The 20,223-nt window shown below is 46.4% G+C and carries 19 protein-coding genes; 6 read left to right on the top strand and 13 right to left on the bottom strand.

All coding sequences use genetic code 11. From position 1 onward, the window contains the following. Positions 1-110: 110 nt before the first annotated feature. The 3 genes from ACK5NH_RS03780 to ACK5NH_RS03770 all read right to left on the bottom strand — a co-directional run bounded on the left by ACK5NH_RS03780 (position 111) and on the right by ACK5NH_RS03770 (position 4,144). A complete protein-coding gene (locus tag ACK5NH_RS03780; protein WP_416917854.1) occupies positions 111-1,559 on the bottom strand; it encodes a carbon starvation protein A in 1,449 nt (482 codons plus the stop codon). Between the two features lie 195 nt (positions 1,560-1,754). Continuing rightward, on the bottom strand, positions 1,755-2,465 hold the full coding sequence (btsR, locus tag ACK5NH_RS03775; RefSeq protein ID WP_011717493.1) for a two-component system response regulator BtsR: 711 nt from the start codon (positions 2,463-2,465) through the stop codon (positions 1,755-1,757). Next, positions 2,462-4,144: a LytS/YhcK type 5TM receptor domain-containing protein gene (locus ACK5NH_RS03770; protein ID WP_416917853.1), complete on the bottom strand. Its 1,683-nt coding sequence runs from the start codon at positions 4,142-4,144 to the stop codon at positions 2,462-2,464. The genes btsR and ACK5NH_RS03770 overlap by 4 nt, the downstream gene beginning before the upstream one ends. 128 nt (positions 4,145-4,272) lie before the next feature. Here ACK5NH_RS03770 and ACK5NH_RS03765 point away from each other — a divergent pair, with 128 nt between their 5' ends. Next, entirely contained in the window at positions 4,273-4,521 is a 249-nt protein-coding gene (locus tag ACK5NH_RS03765; RefSeq protein WP_416917852.1) for a YecH family metal-binding protein, read from the top strand. Between the two features lie 229 nt (positions 4,522-4,750). Here ACK5NH_RS03765 and ACK5NH_RS03760 read toward each other — a convergent pair whose 3' ends face one another. The 6 genes from ACK5NH_RS03760 to ACK5NH_RS03735 all read right to left on the bottom strand — a co-directional run bounded on the left by ACK5NH_RS03760 (position 4,751) and on the right by ACK5NH_RS03735 (position 8,912). Continuing rightward, positions 4,751-5,095, bottom strand: coding sequence for a replication protein RepA (locus tag ACK5NH_RS03760; RefSeq protein ID WP_416917851.1), 345 nt, complete (start codon positions 5,093-5,095; stop codon positions 4,751-4,753). After that, entirely contained in the window at positions 5,082-5,750 is a 669-nt protein-coding gene (locus ACK5NH_RS03755; protein WP_011623182.1) for an AAA family ATPase, read from the bottom strand. Before ACK5NH_RS03755 ends, ACK5NH_RS03760 begins: the two co-directional genes overlap by 14 nt. 77 nt (positions 5,751-5,827) lie before the next feature. Continuing rightward, positions 5,828-6,130: a PilZ domain-containing protein gene (locus ACK5NH_RS03750; protein WP_416917850.1), complete on the bottom strand. Its 303-nt coding sequence runs from the start codon at positions 6,128-6,130 to the stop codon at positions 5,828-5,830. Between the two features lie 151 nt (positions 6,131-6,281). Further along, on the bottom strand, positions 6,282-6,686 hold the full coding sequence (locus tag ACK5NH_RS03745; protein WP_011072739.1) for a phosphate-starvation-inducible protein PsiE: 405 nt from the start codon (positions 6,684-6,686) through the stop codon (positions 6,282-6,284). A 151-nt stretch (positions 6,687-6,837) separates the two neighbouring features. Further along, positions 6,838-8,010, bottom strand: a complete 1,173-nt coding sequence (locus ACK5NH_RS03740; RefSeq protein WP_416917849.1) for an NnrS family protein — start codon at positions 8,008-8,010, stop codon at positions 6,838-6,840. 392 nt (positions 8,011-8,402) lie between these two features. Then, a complete protein-coding gene (locus ACK5NH_RS03735; protein WP_011623178.1) occupies positions 8,403-8,912 on the bottom strand; it encodes a DUF2062 domain-containing protein in 510 nt (169 codons plus the stop codon). A gap of 32 nt (positions 8,913-8,944) precedes the next feature. On the opposite strand from ACK5NH_RS03735, the gene ACK5NH_RS03730 reads away from it, so the two are divergent. The 4 genes from ACK5NH_RS03730 to ACK5NH_RS03715 are packed head-to-tail and all read left to right on the top strand — an operon-like array spanning position 8,945 to position 14,281. Then, positions 8,945-11,266, top strand: coding sequence for a DNA internalization-related competence protein ComEC/Rec2 (locus tag ACK5NH_RS03730; protein ID WP_416917848.1), 2,322 nt, complete (start codon positions 8,945-8,947; stop codon positions 11,264-11,266). 32 nt (positions 11,267-11,298) lie between these two features. Then, positions 11,299-13,104, top strand: coding sequence for a lipid A export permease/ATP-binding protein MsbA (gene msbA / locus ACK5NH_RS03725; protein ID WP_416917847.1), 1,806 nt, complete (start codon positions 11,299-11,301; stop codon positions 13,102-13,104). Next, the gene (gene lpxK / locus ACK5NH_RS03720) at positions 13,105-14,112 is read left to right on the top strand and encodes a tetraacyldisaccharide 4'-kinase (RefSeq protein WP_416917846.1); all 1,008 of its coding nucleotides are present in this window, start codon (positions 13,105-13,107) and stop codon (positions 14,110-14,112) included. Next, positions 14,102-14,281, top strand: a complete 180-nt coding sequence (locus tag ACK5NH_RS03715; RefSeq protein WP_416917845.1) for a Trm112 family protein — start codon at positions 14,102-14,104, stop codon at positions 14,279-14,281. Before lpxK ends, ACK5NH_RS03715 begins: the two co-directional genes overlap by 11 nt. A gap of 125 nt (positions 14,282-14,406) precedes the next feature. Here the strand turns inward: ACK5NH_RS03715 and ACK5NH_RS03710 are convergent, their stop codons facing one another. Further along, positions 14,407-14,871 carry a hypothetical protein gene (locus tag ACK5NH_RS03710; protein WP_416917844.1) on the bottom strand — a complete coding sequence of 155 codons (465 nt, stop codon included), beginning with the start codon at positions 14,869-14,871 and terminating at the stop codon, positions 14,407-14,409. A gap of 165 nt (positions 14,872-15,036) precedes the next feature. Between ACK5NH_RS03710 and ACK5NH_RS03705 the strand changes: the two genes are divergently transcribed. After that, the gene (locus ACK5NH_RS03705) at positions 15,037-15,726 is read left to right on the top strand and encodes an energy-coupling factor ABC transporter permease (protein WP_416917843.1); all 690 of its coding nucleotides are present in this window, start codon (positions 15,037-15,039) and stop codon (positions 15,724-15,726) included. A gap of 44 nt (positions 15,727-15,770) precedes the next feature. On the opposite strand, the gene ACK5NH_RS03700 is transcribed toward ACK5NH_RS03705, so the two are convergent. From ACK5NH_RS03700 to ACK5NH_RS03690, 3 genes are all read right to left on the bottom strand, one after another. Next, positions 15,771-16,127, bottom strand: a complete 357-nt coding sequence (locus ACK5NH_RS03700) for a glutaredoxin family protein (protein WP_416917842.1) — start codon at positions 16,125-16,127, stop codon at positions 15,771-15,773. A 217-nt stretch (positions 16,128-16,344) separates the two neighbouring features. Further along, positions 16,345-19,530, bottom strand: a complete 3,186-nt coding sequence (locus ACK5NH_RS03695) for a DUF748 domain-containing protein (protein WP_416917841.1) — start codon at positions 19,528-19,530, stop codon at positions 16,345-16,347. 268 nt (positions 19,531-19,798) lie between these two features. After that, entirely contained in the window at positions 19,799-20,179 is a 381-nt protein-coding gene (locus ACK5NH_RS03690; protein WP_416917840.1) for a VOC family protein, read from the bottom strand. Positions 20,180-20,223 lie beyond the last annotated feature (44 nt).

Genomic DNA, 20,223 nt, shown 5'->3' with positions numbered 1-20,223 from the left:
GATTATACCAGTAATATGGGCTCAGGCTTTAGGGGATAGATAAAAAAACGGGCACTTATCAGTGCCCGTTCAATTTCAATTGCGTTATTTCTACATGGTTTTGCTAGAAATTAGGCTTCATCTGGTAATTCGTCATCGCTATCGATTTCACCTTTACCTTTGGTTTTCACAATGAGTAAGCCAGTGATCACTAAGGTTGAGATGGTTCCTGCAATGGTAGACAGGGTCATAGGTAAGCCCGCACCTAAAGTTGCTGAGTTAAGCAGGAAGGTGATAACCACTGTAGTCATAAACATAGCAGGGATGGTAGTGATCCAGTGCAGTTTGTTATGACGCAGCAGATAAGCGGAGGCCGTCCAAAGCATTAATACTGCGGTCGCTTGGTTAGCTACACCGAAGTAGCGCCAGATTACGCCGAAGTCGACTTGAGTCAGTAAACCACCAATCACAAATAATGGGATGGCCAGGACTAAACGTTTTGGTAACGCGACCTGTGGTATTTTAAAGAACTCAGCCAAGATCAAACGGGCAGAGCGGAAAGCGGTGTCGCCTGAGGTAATTGGCAGAATGATTACCCCAAGGATGGCCATAAAGCCACCGACAGCACCTAATAGACCGGTAGAGGCTTCGTATACTACGTTTGCAGGGTTGCCCGCCATGCCAGTGCTTAGACCTTCAACACCGTGGAAGTAAGACAGTGCAATCGCACACCAGAGTAGGGCGATGATACCTTCACCTATCATGGCGCCAAAGAACACGAAACGGCCGTTCTTTTCGTTTTCAACACAACGCGCCATGAGTGGAGATTGCGTCGCGTGGAAACCAGAGATCGCACCACAAGCAATGGTGATAAACAGTGCAGGCCACAGTGGCATATCTTTAGGGTTTAAGTTTTGGAAGAAGTCACCAGCTTGTACATTAGGCAGCAGGGTATGTTCGCTCGATAATATGATCGCAAAGGCTAAACCGAACGACATGAAGAACAGCAACGCGCCAAAGAAGGGATACAGACGGCCGATAATTTTATCGACAGGTACCACAGTGGCAATCAGGTAGTAAACGAAGATAATCGCGACGAAAATGCTCACATCCCAGCCAGTTAACTTACCTAACAGTCCCGCTGGAGCAGAGATAAACACCACACCCACAAGTAAAAGCAGGATGATGGCAAACACGTTCATAAAGTGTTTGGCGCTCTTACCTAAGTATTTACCTGCAAGGTTTGGCACAGATTGGCCACCGTTACGGACCGACAGCATACCTGAGAAGTAATCGTGCACCGCACCAGCGAAAATACAACCGATCACAATCCACAGCATTGCTGCAGGACCGTAAAGCGCACCCAGGATTGGGCCGAAGATTGGACCCACACCCGCAATATTCAATAATTGGATTAAGTACACTTTGCCCTTGGACATAGGTACATAGTCCACGCCGTCGGTTTGGCTAAACGCCGGCGTTTGACGTTTTTCATTAATACCAAATACTTTTTCGACAAAAGCACCGTAGATAAAATAACCGCCGATCAACAGACCGACGCAGAGCAGGAACCACATCATTTTAGTTATCTCCCCATTTTGAGTTGTGCAGAGTGTAAACATGTTGTTTACACAAAACAGGGCTAACTGAGTGAGAGGTCGATAATGCTGGCTCAGCGGCAATAGAATGGGGTGAGCGGTTGCATACGTATGTCATTCATAAGTATTAACCGCCCTGAAAGGTTCTGATACGACTATGAGCGGTTGGTTTTGTGACTATTGAAAGCCAAATAATTGCTTAAGACTTTTGAGATAGCGGCGGGACACGGGCACTTTGTCACCAAGCAAAGTCGTCACTTCGGCGCCAGTATCGAGCAGTTCTATCTCGGCAATGGCCTTTGGCGAAATCAAATATTGGCGATGACACCGCACCAGCGGCGTTTTTTCTTCTAACACTTTAAGGGTGAGTTGGGTATGGACCTTGCCCTTAGTACAAGCAACATGAATACCACTTAAATCGCTAAACACATATTCAACATCTTGAATGGGTATCACTTTTAACTTACTGCCGCTGTAACAGGGTAAATGTTCCAGTGTCGATGGCGCGATTAGATTCACGGCTTGTGGCGTGAGATCCTTCCGCACTCGTTTCAAGGTTTGACTGAGGCGCTCGGCATCTATGGGTTTGAGTAAATAATCAAAGGCATGATTATCAAAGGCTTTTACAGCAAACTCATCGAATGCGGTCACGAACACGATCTTCGGCAAGGTGTCAGGATCGAGCATAGCAATCAGCTCCATGCCTGAAATCCGCGGCATTTGGATATCGAGAAAAATCAGTTGGGGTTTTTCTTTGGCAATGGTTTGCAGTGCCTCAATCGCATTCGAGCATTGGCCGATAATCTCAATATCGGCTTCTTGGCCGAGCAGATCGGCAAGCTCTTCGCGGGCAAACAATTCATCATCGACAATTAAACAAGTGATCACGTGCTAGTTTCCGTATGTTCTATGGGTAAGCGGATGGTGACTTTGGTGTACTCATCCGGCTCGCATTCCACCTGGATGCCATACTGCTCGCCAAACAGGTTCTGGATCCGTTTATGGACTAAATTCATTCCTAGCCCTTCAGAGCCAATAATGGGTTGGTAAAGTCCCGCATTATCAGTGACTTCTAGGACTAATACCTGTTCATCCATCCGGCCCGTCACTTTGATTTGCCCTTGCTCAATCATATGGGAGGTACCGTGTTTTACGGCGTTCTCAATAATGGGCTGAAGGGTAAATGCAGGTACTTTGCAGTGATACAGTGACTCAGGGATAGCAATGTTTACCTGTAATTTATCAATAAATCTCGCTTTCTCAATGGTGAGATAGGAGGCGATGTGATCGAGCTCATCCCCGAGCGTAACTAAACCCGTGGTGCGTTTTAAATTGATCCGTAAAAACTGCGACAACTGCTGTAACAGCTGTTTTGACATATCCGGATCACGCTTAATAATCGCGCTGATGGTATTGAGTGCATTAAATAAAAAGTGCGGATTCACTTGAGCTTGCAGTAATTTTAGTTCTGCCTGGGTGAGCAGATTTTGTTGCTGTTCAAAGCGACCATACAGAATTTGGTTCGACAATAGCCGCGCAATCCCTTCACCCAAAGTGCGGTTAATGTTTAAAAAAAGTTTATTTTTAGGCTCGTATAACTTGATGGTGCCAATGACCTCGGTATCACTGCGAAGTGGGATCACAAGGCTCGAACCGAGTTTACACTGACTCGAAATCGAGCAGGAATAGGGCATCTCCACCCCATCGGCAAACATCACTTTGTTCTGGTTGATGGCCTCAAGGGTAATTTTTGAGGAAATCGGCGTGCCGGGAATATGATGGTCTGCGCCTATACCAATAAAGGCCAAGAGTTTTTCACGATCGGTAATGGCAACGGCGCCGACATTGGTCTCTTGAATCACAATTTGCGCGACTTTGCCACTGCTCTCTTCGTTAAAGCCCTTAGAGAGTAAGCCAACGCTACGCTCGGCAATCTTTAGTGCCTTGGTCGAGAAGGTGGAGGAGAGCTTATCGAACATGGTTTTTTGGTCGCGGATCATGCTCATAAACAGCGCCGCACCGATGGAGTTGACCAAGAGCATAGGTGGAGCAATTTGTCTAACTAACTCCCAGGCATCATCGAAGGGCCGAGCAATCAGTAAGATAATGCTCATCTGCATCAGTTCGGCGTAAAAGGTTACTAAGCAAACTAAGAGCGGGTTGTAGATAAGCTCGCTCTTGCCCGCACGACGTAGATAAAAGCTGATCATTCCTGCAGAGAGGCCTTCTAGGGTGGTGGAGATAGCGCAGGCTAAATCGGTAAAGCCGCCCATGCTGTAGCGGTGTAAACCACCTGTTAGCCCGACTAAAAATCCGGTGACAGGGCCGCCGAGTAAGCCGCCTAACACGGCCCCCATGGCGCGAGTATTAGCTATGGCCCCCGAGGTCTGCTCACCAAAATAGGTCGCCATGATACAAAAACTCGAAAATACAAGATAAATAAACACCTTATGGGGCAGGCGAGGTGCTGTTTCGGCAAACAGTTTAAAAAGCGGCGTTTTACTGACCAAATACACTATCACCAAGTAGAGTGACATCTGTTGGGTCAGGAGTAAGATCAAGGACATAGTGGCTCACTTTATTATCACCGCGGTTAGCGCAGGTGTTGAAATCGGCAGAATGTGCGCAAGATCAGGGTTAACATTCAACAGTTCGGATATAAAGCTTAATCTTATTTACATCTTTTGGAGAGGCTATGTCCGATTCTGTTCACGGTCATGACGTTATGGCGCTGATGGTAGCTCAAGAAAATCCGCTTTTAAAGTCTGAGTTTATTGCTTTGATGGCACAAACCTTTGGTGAGACTGCGCGTTATCATACCTGCAGCGCCGAAAATCTGAAGGCGGAAGAGCTCATTAGCTTATTGGTTGGTAAAGGAAAAATGCAGGAGTCAGCGCAAGGTTTGACACTGGTTGCGGGGCGGCAGTGTAATCATTCCCATTAAGAGGGCTCGCGATATTCTAGCCAATTGACGTTCAACCAAACTGACGTCAGTTGAGATCAAGCTCGTCTAACTCAAGTTTGTTGGTATCAATGGCCACATTAATCTGTGGTCATTGATTAACCCTTCAAGCTGAATTGCATTATTGGTGTTTTTGATGTGGGACCATCTTAAACCTAAGCAATAATACTAAAATATTAACTTTTGATTTTTGAAGAATTAAGCTTATCGGTCAAGCTTCATCTTTCTTACTTTTGTTGACCACTCTCAGTTGTTCCTCTGTGCTTCTTCGGCTGAACTCATCAATCAGAATACGCAGCAAACGCGACTTAGCGATTTTGGTTTCCTTTGCAAGCACATCCAACTGAGAAATACTGGTTTCGGTTAAGGTGAAAGTGGCGTGGCGATAAATTTTAGTGGACTTTTTGTCTAGGCCCTTAGGCTGCGCGAGTGATGCAGTGCTTAAAAGACTCGCCTTACCTAAAGCGTAGTTATTAGCATCTTCAATAAAATCATCAACAGAAACAGATTTGATGACCTGTTTGGGTTTCTTGCGTTTAAGATCAGTTAAGCTCATAACTATTTTCTGGAGGTAAGGTGAACAGCTCATCCACAATTGCGCGGATCTCGTCGGCCGCTTTTCCATCTGGCTCTATTTCCATCACGGACGATCCTTTTTCCTCACTGTCATCGTAAATATTTCTGCAGAAAGTCACCGAGTTAAGCACGCGTAGTCCAAAGGATTGGACAACCTCTTTCGCTTCAAGGATCCGTTTTACCTGTGTAGGTAGCGCGGGACATTGGGTAAGCACTATGGTGGCCACCATTTTGGGGTTAACCATCTTACAGGTGCTGAGCATGTCTTCCATATGGGGCAAAGTTTTCAGATCGCGACGCTTTGGTCTTAGGGGGATCACCACATACGTAGCCACCGACATGGCGGCACGCATGGCAAGGTTATCTTGGCCACCGCAGTCAACGATGACGTAGTCGAAACGCTCGTTGAGACTGAGCAGATCGTTACGGATCTTGCCGTAAAGTTGGATACAGTTAATGGCAGGGAGGCTAGGGTCGTTGTTTCTGGCTTGGATCCAATCGGATGTAGTACGTTGTGGGTCACAGTCGACCATAAGCACATTGGCGGCAAATTTTTGTTTAATATAAACCGCCAAGTTTTGCGCGAGGCAACTCTTGCCACTGCCACCTTTTTCACCACCCACCAGCAATATCATAGCTATGTCCCTTGTACGAATAGTTTAACTAATTCAGTGTAGAACAGCTCAATCGACCCTGCGTAGCTGGATTGAAATTAAAGCAATTGCATGGCGACATGATAACTTTGATCATGACGTTTAGAGCAGCGGCAGACCTGGCCTTTAACACTATTCTGATGGTCGGTATTAGGATTAAAGGTTACTTGAACTAAATCACCCAGTGAGAACGGTTTTTTGTAATCAAACAGAATACCTCGACGGGCTAAATCGATGCATACGCCTTGGTCGGTATGGTTAACTCCGTCATTGTCAGTCCAATGTAAAAGTACACGTTCGGCTTCCATATCAACGCGAAGCGACCCACGTTTTTCTTCAAATCCTGTTGGATGGTCACCCATAACTCAATTGCCCCGTAAATAATTGATCTCAGTAAAACTAGCATAATTGCTTTTTGGCAGAATACCAATGTGAAAGCGAGGTCTTAGGTCGGGATTTTAGTGGCAGGAGCATGGCGCCATTGCGTTTGGTTGGCAATGGCGCGCCGGAGGGTTAATTATCGTATTCTTGATTTTTAGGGTAGGGCATTTTTAATTGGCCCCAACGGATAACGATAACCGTTGCCGCTAAGATCAAGGTTGAGAGTGAAATGGCCGTAATTCGCCAGTCATCCATGCTCTTCATATCTAAGATTAAATATCGGGCAAGGGCGACAATGGCGATATACAGTGGCATACGTACGGGTAATTTGCCCGATTCGGCGTAGTTGGCCACCATGGCGAGTACTTCGAGGTAAATAAACAGTAACAGTAGATCAGCAAGCGCAACGGCGCCTACGTTGAAGACATGAACTATCTCTTGACCGATAGCGACAACGGTCGCAATCGCAATGATGATTAATACTAGATGCTCAACGGCTTTTAAGCCCTTAGCACCGTATTGACGATAAAATGGCATAGGCACTCCCCACTGAATATTTTTATAAATAGTAACAGTAAAAATACCTTAGGTAGGGAAAAGAGGCGCGATTCTCTGTGACTCAATTCACAAGATAACAATTGCTCGTTGAGCCACAGAATTAAAGCGCTGAGATTTTAGACGCTGCTTTCTAGCCTGGGCGACCATCGGCCCGCACGCGACAAAGCATCGGCCCGTAGCAGTAGCAGAAACAGCCAAACGCCAGAATCCAAAACGCAATGGCGGTAAGCATGAGTTCGATAAACCAAGCGCTGAGTATGCCCGCTAAGACGCGAAGCACAGTCGCTAAGAGGATTAAGGCAAAAGCCAGCACCATCGGGCGGGGCGGTGTAAGGGAACGTCCCGTATGCCCTAGTGATACCCGTGACATCATTGCCAAAATCATCCCGCCAAGCCCTCCCACGGTAATGGCATGCATGCCGACGGAAAGTGGTAATCCGGCTGCAATCAGCATTAATCCTATCGGTATACACAAGTAACTTAAATGAAGTGACCATAGCAGCGGCACAGACCAGCTCGCGCGCCATCCCCAGCGAGACCAGCGAAATAAGAGCACTAAACCTGCTATACCCGCAAAGATACGGGTCAACAAGGTGTCTGCTAAAAAGAGGCTAACGGCGAGTGCCATCAGGCTCGCAAAACTTAAATACTCTATCGCAGGGATAGGAGATTGTTTTTGCCACTTTGTCGCGCGCTCGGTAAAAAATGGGATCACTCGACCACCAAGGAGCGCAACAATTACTGCGACCAGTATTACAGCTGCATAAAGTCCGTTATTCATCCAGTTCAATTGATTGGTGGTTAAGCCGTAATAACTCATCCCATTAAATACTGTGAGTAAACCGAGGATGGGGATAAACACAAAGTTACGCCACTGGCGTACCTCTATCACCGAAATGGCTAACAAGGTGGCGGTAAGCGGTAAAAATAACAGATCGATAGCCATGATGGCGGTAAGCGGAATGCTGAAGGGCAAGATAAACAAAAACCGTGGCAGCAACCACACCATAAATAGTCCTGCCAAGGGCAAGCCCTTAATGCCTGGGCGTCCGGTCCAGTTTTGTACGGCTGTCAGTAAAAAACCTGCCACGACTGCGCAGACAAAACCAAAAATCATCTCATGACCATGCCACCAGAGTGGATTGAGTGTGCTTGGGAGCGAAAATTTGCCTGAAAGCAAGCCGCCCCATATGCCTAAACTTAAGAGGCTAAACAGGCTGGCAAATAGGAAAAAGGGTCTAAAACCTAAGCGAAACAAGGCCACTTTAGGTTGTAGGTGTGCGGGTTCATCAATATTTAGCATAAATATGGGGAGTGATGGTTAGCATGGGAATATTTTAAGCTGCAAATAAAATGAATGTATATATCTCCTTATGAGTAACAGTGAGTCTAGTGTGATGATTGTTGTTAACTTTCCTCGTTATCATCGCGAGATAATTATCTAGTGTGGGGGATATAAGACGCTGAATTAACGCTTATAAGTTTAGTCAGCGGCGAGTTTTACAAGGGAAGATAAAGAGGGGGAGTACTGGAGGATGTTGCTTAACTTGTTGAATAGTTGGGCGAGCGAATCTTTTAATACAACAAGTTAAGCCTGTGTTACTAAACCACTTATCTAAAATATGTGCATCTCAGAAATATACTTAGGTGCGATACGCTCGAGCAATATGAATCGCCGGCAATGTGCTCTGAAAACTATTTTGTCTTACGCTTTTGCCATTTAAACATAATGGAGTATTTCCAGAGATTACTGATCGTCAGGTATCCCACGGCGGAAAAAACGACGCCTAAAACCAAGCAACCGAGCAAAAATGCGGGGCCAATAGTCGCTAATGAAGATTCAATCCATTGCCAGCTGGCTTCAAAGGCAAATTCCTGTGGTGCATGGCCTAGTATTTTGGCGCCCAATAAATAGGCCCCATAAAACATAACGGGCATGGTCAGGGGATTTGTGATCCACACTAGCGCGACGGATACGGGGATATTGACTTTAAAGAGGATGGCAAAGGCGGCGGCAGCCACCATTTGAAAGGGCATAGGGATCCAAGCAACGAACAAACCTATAGCAAATGCGCCCGGGGCAGAGCGACGATTGAGCGCCCACAGGTTAGGGTTATGTAACAAGCGACCGAAAATGCGTAGGTGTTTGTGCTCACGCAGGGTTTCAGGCTTAGGCATATATTTTTTGATTAATTTTTTTGGCATAGGCTGAAATTGCTGTCTTAACTTAATTCACTATGAATGGATTCATTTTTGGCTTTAGTGCCACCTTATTATCAGCGATGTTGTGGCCTTCGCTGCTGCCAATAGGTTGTTTACCCTACCTTTGCCTTGGGGCGCTCATCGTATTCAAAAAAGCACCTAGTTTGTCAGGTGTGCTTTTTGCGATGTGTTGGCTTACGGGGTTTTGCTTAGTCTTATCTCGGCAGGAGCTTCCTTTATCGCAACAGCCAATTCACATGAGGGGCGAAATCATATCACTAGTTAGTCAAAACAGCGACTGGGTTAGCTTCGATATTATTGTCGATAAACCAAATTTAATCTTTGGGCCAAGGGCTAAATTGCGTTTGACCTGGCAATCCCCAGAGACGCTGCAAGTCGGGCAAGTTTGGTCTTTTACCCTGATGCCTAAAAGCATCTCTAGCGTGTTGAATCAAGGCGGTTACAACGAACAAAAGCAATTGATTAGCCAGCATATTGTGGGTAAGGGAAGAGTTCTCCATGGCAAGTTACAAACATCAAATTTCTCGTTAAGAAATCATCTCATCGAGCAGTTAGCTCCTAAGCTGTCGATATTAGCGCAGGGGGATATTTTGTTGGCACTCATTTTGGGGGACAAGCAACTGATATCGGCCAGCAAATGGCAGGCTTTGAGGCAAACGGGAACTGGGCATTTAGTGGCGATTTCTGGATTACACTTATCGGTGATCACCGCTTGGGTGTATACCTGTATTTTGTTTTTTCTCACTCGATTAGCGGCACATCCGAGTCGGCGTAATTTAGTGATTGCGCTATCGCTCGCCGGAGCAAGCGCCTTGTTTTATAGCTATTTAGCGGGATTTGCCGTTTCGACACAACGGGCGCTAGTAATGATTTTATTGATCATGTTATTGAGTTTATTAAGGCGTTACTCGAGTGCTTGGGACCGTTTGTTATTTGCCCTCTTTATTGTGCTATTAGTCGATCCGCTTGCCTGTTTGAGTGCTGGTTTTTGGCTGTCATTTTGTGCCCTCGCGATTATTTTATATACCTTAGAAAGCGCGCCAGTAGCCCAACCCATTGAGAGTAAAGCCACTTTTATGGGGAGAGCGAGAATCAGATTAGCGCAATTCTGGTCGATTCAATGGCGTTTAAGTCTGGTATTAGGATTGGTGCAAGCTATCTTTTTCGGCGGCCTGAGTGTGCATAGTCTCTGGATGAATATGCTGGTGGTGCCTTGGTTTAGTCTTATCGTTATCCCGATGTCGATGCTGGCTTTTATTATCTGGTGGATAGGCACGCTTTTTGGGCAATCATGGCTCGGATTATTCAATCTGGCCGATTTAACATTATTACCCTATGGCAAATTACTCGAACTCAGCGGCGATTTACCTGCCCATTGGTATGCAGTTTCCGAGACATTATTAGCGGGCGGCCTGTGTGCACTCTTGGCGCTGCTATTATGGCGCTATATTCCGCATCAAGGTCAATATGGACTTTGGCATTTACCCATAGCCATGCTGTTTATCCCACTCATTTTATTAATTTTACAGCGTACTACAGAACCAACTTCGCCCAAATGGGTACTGCATCTACTCGATGTTGGGCAGGGATTAGCCGTGGTGATTGAGCAGGATAACCGGGCACTCATCTATGATACAGGCGCCGCCTTTGGTGAAGATTTTAGCTATAGTGAACGGGTGATTATCCCGTTTCTTAATAGTCGAGGATTGGCTCAGGTGGATTATATTGTCGTGAGCCATGGCGATAACGACCATGCTGGCGGCGCCAAGGTGCTAGCAAAAAACTATCCAAGGGCTAACTGGATAACCGATGTGGCTCACTTAGATGGTATGCCTTGTTTGCCAAAGCAAATTCAGTGGCAACAATTAAAGTTAAGCTTTATTTCCCCGCTGACGGCGACTGGCGGAAATAACGCCTCCTGCGTAATGCGGATCGATAATGGCGCGCACAGCTTGTTACTCAGCGGGGATATAGAGAAGAAAACCGAAGCCCTATTGATAGCACAATCGCTTGCTGGTGTTGAGCTTAAAAGCCAAGTGTTAATTGCGCCGCATCATGGCAGTCGAACCTCATCCACTCCTGCCTTTATCGATGCCGTAGCCCCTGAATTAGTGCTGTTTCCCGCAGGTTTGAACAATCGTTATGGCTTCCCTAAGCCTGATGTGGTTGCGCGCTATCAGGCGCGGCAGATAAGCTATTTAACGACTGGGGTTGAAGGCCAAATTAGTGTCATCTTTACGAATGGGCGGTTGGAGGTGAAAACCTATCGGCGTGATTTAGCGCCATTTTGGTATAACCGCTTGTTTAGATTTGGTGACTTGATTAATCCAGAGTAGAATGACCACTTTGCCATAATTTAGTGTTTTCAATGACAGCATCTCCTAAAGACGAAATGTGGACAGTTTTCAAACGATTACTGGGCTATCTCAAACCGATGAAGGGCATGTTTTTGCTTTCAGTTTTCGGCCTGATTGTATACGGGCTTGTTGACGCAGCCTTTATTTCCTTTATTGGTCCTTTTATCGATAAAGGGTTTTCCAGCAGTACACCAGCGATCAGTAACGGTATCGCACTCCCCACTAGCCAAGGCTTTCATGCCGATAATAAAGTGCTATTAATGGCGCCGATAGTGGTTATTTTAATGTTCTCCCTGCGTGGCTTTGCAAACTTCGTATCCACCTATGGCATCTCCTACATGAGTGCCCGTTTGATCATGGATATGCGCCAGCAAGTGTTCGAACATTATCTGAGTTTGCCCGTGAGCTACATGGATAAGGAAAACACTGGTAATCTGATTTCAAAAGTTACCTTCGACACCGAGCAAATTGCTCGAGCATCCGGCAGTGCCTTGATTTCGATTGTCCGTGACGGTGTAACTGTTATCGGTATGCTGGGGTTGATGTTTTATAACTCCTGGAAGCTCTCTCTATGTATCTTAGTGATCGGCCCAATTATGGGGCTTGTGATCACTATTGTGAGTCGCCGTTTCCGTAAAGTGTCAAAACAAATCCAAACGGCGATGGGCGATGTCAGTGCGGCAACCGAGCAGATGATCAAAGGCCATAAAAACGTGTTGGCCTTCGGTGGACAAGAAACCGAAACGGCTCGCTTTGCCAAAATTAATGACAGAAACCGTCATCAAAATATGAAACTTGCGGTCGCGCAAGCGGTTAGCCAACCGCTTATTATGGTGATTGGCTCCTTTGCTTTGGCCTTTGTACTATATGCGGCGAGCCTCGACAGCATGAAAGCTGATCTGACCGCAGGTACCTTCGCGACCATTCTCGGCGCTATGATGGCCATGCTACAGCCCATCAAAAACCTTACTCGAGTCAATGCTGAATTTCAGCGCGGTATCGCGGCTTGTACCACTGTTTTTGAACTGTTAGACACTTTGCCTGAGTCCGATACCGGAACCTATTCCGTCAAGCGCGCTAAGGGCAACTTACGTTTCGATAATGTCTCTTTCAGTTACGAAGGGCAGGAGCGTCTTGCCTTAGATAAAATTGATTTTGAAGTCACTCAAGGACAAACCTTAGCCTTGGTCGGGCGTTCTGGCTCGGGTAAATCCACGATCGCAAGTCTAGTGACGCGTTTTTACACTGGCTTAGAATCTGGTGATATCAAGCTTGATGATGTGAGTATCTATGATTACTCATTGAAGTCATTACGTAGCCAAGTGGCTTTAGTTTCGCAACAGGTAACACTGTTCAACGATACTATTGCCAATAACATCGCTTATGCCTATCCGGGTGAAGCGACCCGTGAGCGGATTATTCAGGCGGCGACTTTGGCCCATGCGATGGAATTTATCGAGCAATTGCCTGAAGGTTTAGATACGCAAGTAGGTGAAAACGGCGTGTTATTATCGGGTGGCCAAAGACAACGTATCGCGATTGCCCGCGCTATGCTGCGTGATGCGCCAGTGCTGATCCTCGATGAGGCAACCTCAGCACTCGATACTGAATCTGAAAAAGCCATTCAGCAAGGGTTGGACAATTTACGTCAGAATCGTACCTCGGTCGTGATTGCCCACCGTTTATCTACCATCGAAAGTGCCGACCAAATTTTAGTGGTAGATCAAGGCCGTATCGTAGAACGCGGTACTCACAAATCCCTTCTGGAACTTGGCGGCATGTATGCCAAGTTATACCAAATGCAGTTTGGTAGCTAAATGCAGGCACTGGTGAATAAAATTTGGTACGAGGGCCACCCATTGCGGTGGCTCTTACTGCCTTTTTCGGTGCTATTCGCTTTGATTACGGCTATCCGCCGCAGTCTTTTTCGGTTTGGACTCAAATCCCAAACCAACTTGCCTGTACCCATTATCGTAGTGGGGAATATCACCGTTGGCGGCAGTGGTAAAACGCCCACAGTCATCTATTTGATTGAACTGCTGCGTCAACATGGGTTTAACCCAGGCGTCATTAGTCGTGGTTATGGTGCGGATATCCAAGGGGTTAAAGTGGTGACCGCAAAGGATGCTGCCACCGAGGTAGGCGATGAACCCGCCATGATAGTGACGCGCACTGGCGTGCCTATGGTAGTGGGGGCGAAGCGTGTCGATACCGCCAAGGCGTTGCTGGCACAGTTTGCCGTAGATGTGATTATCTGTGACGATGGCTTGCAGCATTACGCCCTCGGCCGCGACATTGAGCTGGTGGTCATTGATGGCAAGCGAGGCTTAGGGAATCGGCATTTACTTCCCGCAGGGCCGCTAAGGGAAGGTGCTTGGCGCCTAAACCAAGTGGATTTTGTGGTGGTGAATGGTGGGCCTGCGCAGCCCAATCAATACGAGATGCAACTGAGCCCGAGCGCGGTGTTACCCGTTAATCCTCAGGCTTTGGCCGTGTTTGACCCAACTCAACCTGTGGTCGCGATGGCAGGCATTGGTCATCCCGCGCGATTTTTTGAGACGTTAACCCAGCAGGGCTTTCAACTCGCATTATCCCATGGCTTTGACGACCATCAAGCCTACGATAAACAAGTATTATGTGACCTCGCAGCATCTCGGCCGCTGATGATGACAGAAAAAGATGCGGTTAAATGTCGCGATTTTGCACAAGAAAACTGGTGGTATTTGGCTGTGGATGCCAAGCTATCGCCACAATTTGATCAACAGTTGCTGAGTCGTTTACGCTCAGTGGCTGCAGCTAAACAAGGAAAATCCCATGGCGTTTGATAAAAAACTGTTAGACATAGTTGCTTGCCCTGTATGTAAGGGAAAATTGGAATACGATAAAACAACGCAGCAATTGATTTGTAAGGCAGACAAATTAGCCTATCCGATCACGGACGGGATTCCTGTGTTACTCGAAAACCGTGCGTTACCCATAAACGAAGCGGTTTGATTTCGAAATCAAACCAGTGTGCCACAGAGACTGAGATCGATTGGCCGGCAGTTTGTGGTTTAAGATGAGTTTCTTAACGGCATACTCTTTGAGATAAGGGCGATGGTCTCGCCCTTAACATTAGTTTAATAGCGCACGAATTTTTGTTTATCTTCCTCGGTGGCGCCTTCTTTACATTCTCCGCGAATTTCACCGCGTCCCGATTCAATATTTCGACTCAATTCGAAATAACCCTCGCGGCAATAGCCCGTCATTTCTAAGGTTTTTTCTAGCCCTAGTTCTACCTGTTTGCCCCAGATCTCGAGTGACTCAGCCTGTTCTTTGCGACTACGACGTTGCTCTCTGGGATCTTGTGCGACTTGGCGCATGCGCTCCTCATGGGGAAATGGGCGATCGGCACTCTCTTTTTTCGATTTGTCTTCGGCTAAACCGGCTTGATAGGTAAAGAGTTTAAGGCCATCGGCGCGAAGATCGGTTGTGAGTTTATCCTTAAACTTACCTGCAAATTCAACGGGATCTATCGGGGCGCTGCTACAGGCGAGTAGGATAAAGCAGCTCAACAGTGTCAGACTTATCGATCTTAATGGCATATGAGGGATTACTCTTAGATGATTCACTTATCGAAGAATACCTTAATATGCCGCCAAATATCATGCAATTATCGGTTTTATTCACGATATACTGACTCTCGTATACCGTGATTATCTTTACCGCTTTATCACGCCGAATGGCGCTGTACTGAGGGAGCCTTTTTCATGTTGGACTTTTGGGCGAATCGTTTTGCACAAATCGAATGGGATATCAGCCCGTTGCAGTGCTTGAGTCTGTTGCTACTGGCGCTGTGGATTTATGCCATTTGGCCTAAGGAGGAGCTACAGCAAGTGCTGAAGGACAAAGGCTTACAATGGCGGCTGTTATTGACCCTGATTGCGGTGAATACCCTGTGGTTGCTTAATGCCAGTATTCAAGTGGGATTGCATTTACATTTTTTAGGCATAGTCACTTGTCTATTAATGTTTGGTTGGCGTTTGGCCACGGTTGCCTTGCTGCTACCGAGTGCTTTTTTCAGTGTGTTTGTGTTAAAGCACCCCGCCGAGTTTGGCGCATTTAGTCTGTTTGCCATCGCTATCCCTTTGTTTTGTGCTTTTATCCTCTACAGCCGTAGTTATCATTTATTTCCTAAACATATTTTTGTGTTTATTTTTGTGGGCGCCTTTATTAATGCCGGGTTGTCGACGGTTTTTCACCAACTCAGTTGGGCATTTTGGCTTTGGTGGTCAATGGATTACGACTGGGGCGTATTGATTGATAACTATCTGATGTTAATCCCGCTGTTAGCTTTTCCTGAGGCGCTGTTAAATGGGATGGCGGTGACGCTATTGGTGGTGTACCAACCCCAATGGTTGTTTGACTATTCTGATCGCGAATATCTGTGGCGCAAGTAAAGAAAGGCGTAAATAAAAAGCGCGCCATCGGGCGCGCATTGAGTTTAGGCAAAGCGTTGATCTAAGTAGTTAATGATTTCCTTAGACTCATACAGCCATTGTACTTGGCCATTCTCTTCGATACGTAAACAGGGGACTTGTTGTTTACCGCCTTGGGCGATGAGTTCATCCTTATGCGGTGATTGTTTTGCATCAACAGTTTGGATATTGAGTCCTTGACGGCGCATAGCGCGGCGCACCTTGACGCAGAAAGGGCAGGCATTGTACTGATATAAGGCCAGTGCTTGGGTCTGGGCATCGATCTGTTGTTGTTCTGCCTGTGGGCGTTTACGCTTCTTTGGAGCGAAGACAAAGTTAAGTAACAAAATGATCCGGCCTAAAATCCAGCGAATAATAAACATAACTACCTCGAGTAAAAGTGTGTTAACGCGCCGCAGTATTGGCTGTGCGAAAGGGTATTCAACTTGCGAAATGTGATTTCGCTCGCATAAAGCCGCAGAGTGTAACCTAAGGGATGTGTAAGGCCAAGGGGATTGAGATTGAGGCAGAGAATTGAATTTAGATATAAAAACGCCCAGTGTGAACTGGGCGTTTTATTATTCATGCGCTGATATGTGGTTAGTTCGCTTCGATGCTCATATTCACCTGCGCCGCATCTTGGTTAAGAGTTACACGGCTCTCGAGCAGGAAAATCCGCTCAGGCACGATTCCTTTATTGTCAACAAGATAGGCCTTAATTGACTTAGCTCTTTCTTGGGCTAAATCACCAAGCATACCTTGGCTGACGTTTTGCGCTTTCACCGTGAGGTTATAAAGCGCTATGTGCCAACGGGTGGTAAGCTCCTCTTTACTCAGCGGAGCATCTTTAGCCTCGGCGACAATATTATCTTTCACCTCATCCGGAGCGGTTTTTACTTCCTGCTCGTACAGTTTAACCAGCGCATCGGCAAGTGTGCCTTCGGTTGGGAATTGGCTTGGGCTGAGATCTGTGGGTAATTCTGTCAGTGGCATATTGGCCAGGGTGGCCAGCTTGCGTTTCATCATGCGCTCGGCAATTGCTTGGCTATCCTTGATAGCATCAACGCTGCCCTCTAGGCTCAGTTTGAGCATAGGGCGATCATCTAAGCCTTTGGCGAGAGTATCTAAGCTTTCCTGCTCACGCTGAGTGAGTTCATATTGGCCCGGTTCGAAGGGGATCTTATCTAAGGTTTCATCGGAACCTACAAGACCGACAAGAAAAGAGAAGGGCGCAGTAACGGCTTTGGTGATCACATTGGTAATAGCTGTCATGATAATGCCGCCCACACTAAAGCTGGGTGAATCTAAATCGCCAGACACTTCCATCCCGAGATCAATCACGCCGTGGCGGTCCTGCAACAGGGCAATCGCTAGTGTTACAGGTAAACTGGTGGCTAAGTCACTGTTACTGCGTTTACCCAGTTTGAGCTGATCAATCACTAAGTGGTTGCTGCCCTTGAGTTGGTTCTGCTCCAGTTTGTAGTTGAGAGCCAAGGATAGTTGGCCTTTATCTATGTAATAACCTGCATAGGTGCCCGAGTACGGGTTAACTGAGGTCAGCTCGACGCTCTTAAACACCAGATCTAAGTCAAGATAAGGTTTATCCAGCAGAGGGTTAATATCCCCTTTTAAGGTGACTGGGGCATAACGATCGATTTTACCTTTAATATCGACCGATGCCTTAGTGCCGGGTTTTGAAGATAAGTGGCTGATATGCCCCTCAAGCTGCTCTATGCCTGAGGCAAAATTAGGCGTGAGTGAGTTATCGGCGAAAAATGCCGAGCCTTGATTAAAGCTAATTTTCTGAATATCTAAGCTTAACTCGGGCTTTTTAGTCGTGATATTGGGGCTAACCTGCGTTGTTGCCTCTGTTTTTGCCGTTTGTTCAGTGGCCTTAGGCGTCTCGGTCGCAGGCGTTTCAACAATCAGATTACTGATATTAGTTGTGCGATCCTTCGCAATCACCACCTTAGCGTAAGGTTGATTAAAGCTTAAATGGTCGATAGTAATTTTATTTAGCTGTTGGTCAAAATCGAGCTGATTAATATGCATTTTTTGCCATTTGACCAAGGGGGCTTTGCGAATGCTGTCGAGGATGGCCAAATCATCCAGCTCTACACTGCCCTGATAAATGGCTTTGCCTTTACCATCGGCGTTGAGCTTACCATTACTGCTGAATAGACCACTGCTTAGCTGCATATTCACATAGGGCGCAAGGTACGGTTGGAATTGGGCCAAGGCGAGCTGCTCGACTTTAAGGTTGGCACTGATGACTTCGCCCGGCACATCGACTTGCCCCTTGGAGATAAAGCGTCCTTTATCATTCAACCCAAAGGAGAGTTCATATTCGATGGGCGACTTTAAATCGCTCACTATGGCTTGTGTCGCAAAATTAAGGGGATAAACACGCCATTGCAGCGCGGTTTGGGTGAGCTTACGCTCCTCAAGCTGAATATCGTAGTTTTCGATACTCAGCCCGCCGAGTGTGACTAACCAAGCATCTTGCTGTTCAGTGGCACTCGTATCCGTGGCTTGCGAAGCAGATGTCGTGTCTGCTGCAGTTTGAGTTTCTGCAGCGCTAGGCGCTGTGGCACTGGTGCTTGTGACCATAGATTTTGGCATTAAAAGCTGTGCTAAATCGATGCCTTGTTCATCCAGTTTGGCCTTAAGACTTAAGCCTTCACTGTGGATTTGCTTGATGTTGACGCGCTGCTTAGCAAGGTTGAGGTTAACGCCATCAATCGCCAGTAGGGGTAAGTCAATAACGGATTGGTCACCATTGAGTAAATCGACTTTCTCTACAATGACTTGGCCACGCTCGGCCGTGAGTTGTAAATCTCCGTCCTCTGGTAACTCAACTTGGTAATGGCTGTTGATACTGAGCTCACCCGCAGCCAGTTTCACATTGAATTGGTCGGCAACAAATTGCCATAGGGGAGCGAGTTTCAGTTTTGCGAGTTGTACATCGCCAACAAGCTTAAAGGGAAAGAGCTGGAATTGCCCGGCGAGGCTGACTTCACCCGCATGGGCATCCTGCAACTGGGCGACAAATTGGTTATGTAGCACGTTAGGAGGGGTTGCGACAGTAGTTGCAGTGTTAGCACTGGCATTGTTTGTTACAGCAACTTCAATCGCTTTGCCATTCAAAGGGCTTGTGGGACTGGTCGTCATCAGATACTCAGTATCTAACTGACTAAGTTTGAAATTGATATTGGGATAATCAACCAAAGCTTGTGTGATTTTATCGTCAAATTTGACCTTACCCGCCGTTAAGCTGAACTCGCCTAAGATAACGCGTAGCGGGCGAGTATTTTCAGCGGTTGTCTCTGGCTCGCTAGGAGGCGTAGGCTGATTAAGGCGAGTGATAATGTCGTCAAAATTGAACCGAGTTACCCCTTGTGTTTGAAAACGACTGACATTGACAAAGGGGCCTTGCAGCTGGATATAGTCAATCACGACAGCTTGGTTAAAGACTGACTGCCAAAAATTCACTTCAAATTGCAGCTGAGATAGTCCGGCAAAGGCTTGATTATCTTTCTCTTTAACTTCGAGCTGCTCGATATTGACTCGATAGGTAAAAGGATTAATTCGCATATCCTGTAACGTTACAGGACGGCCCAATACTTCAGTAAGCTTTTCAGGAGCAAACGACACTATGGTCTTGGGAAGCACAAATCCAAGGACGATAAGATAACTTAAGTAGGTAATCGCTAAATAGACGAGAAATTGTTGGTATCGAGGTCGGCTAAAAAAGGCGATTTTTAACCGTGATAGCTGAGTCAACATAGTGAGATTAAGGCTCCAATACGCACGCTGGCGCTAAATCTATCAGTAAGTGCGGCCATTTTAGCGAATAATGCTTAAGAGTGCATGATTTGTTTTGAATTTTTCCAATTAAATCTGAGTATTACCTTGTAGTAACTGATTAGGGTTATAAGCGATAAGTAAGTTATAAACCTAGATTCACAGCAGCAACATTTTTGTGCTTTGTAACTGTTCGACTGATATTCACGCCGTTTATCAACGCTGAGAAGGCACAGGTATTCAGCGCTGATTATGCTGAAAGATAACTTATCGCCGCGATAATGGCACCCTGTGGATCTTTTATCCAACAAAAACGACCCACTTTGGGAATATCTTCTGGGCCAAAGAGAATATCACCGCCGAGTTTTTTCGCATTGATCGCCACTATATCCACATCGGCAACGGTGACGTAACCCGTCCAGTGACAAGGGAGTGCGGGGATCAGATTATCGGTAATCCCACCAATACCAACACCTTTATTTTCAATGAGATGATACTGACCATGGGGCATTTTTACCGTTCTAAACTGCCAACCAAACACTTCGCCATAAAAGCGCATGGCTTCTTCGGTATCGTGGGTACTGAGTTCATGCCAACCTAAGGCACCAGCGGTATTAAATGCAGAGTCCATAAGCGCATCCCTTATGTTTGGAGTTATTGAGCTGACTAATAGTC

Source organism: Shewanella sp. (assembly GCF_047975355.1).
Lineage (GTDB): Bacteria > Pseudomonadota > Gammaproteobacteria > Enterobacterales > Shewanellaceae > Shewanella.
Note: the sequence above shows the minus strand (reverse complement) of the source record. Positions and strands in the feature narration are given on the sequence as shown.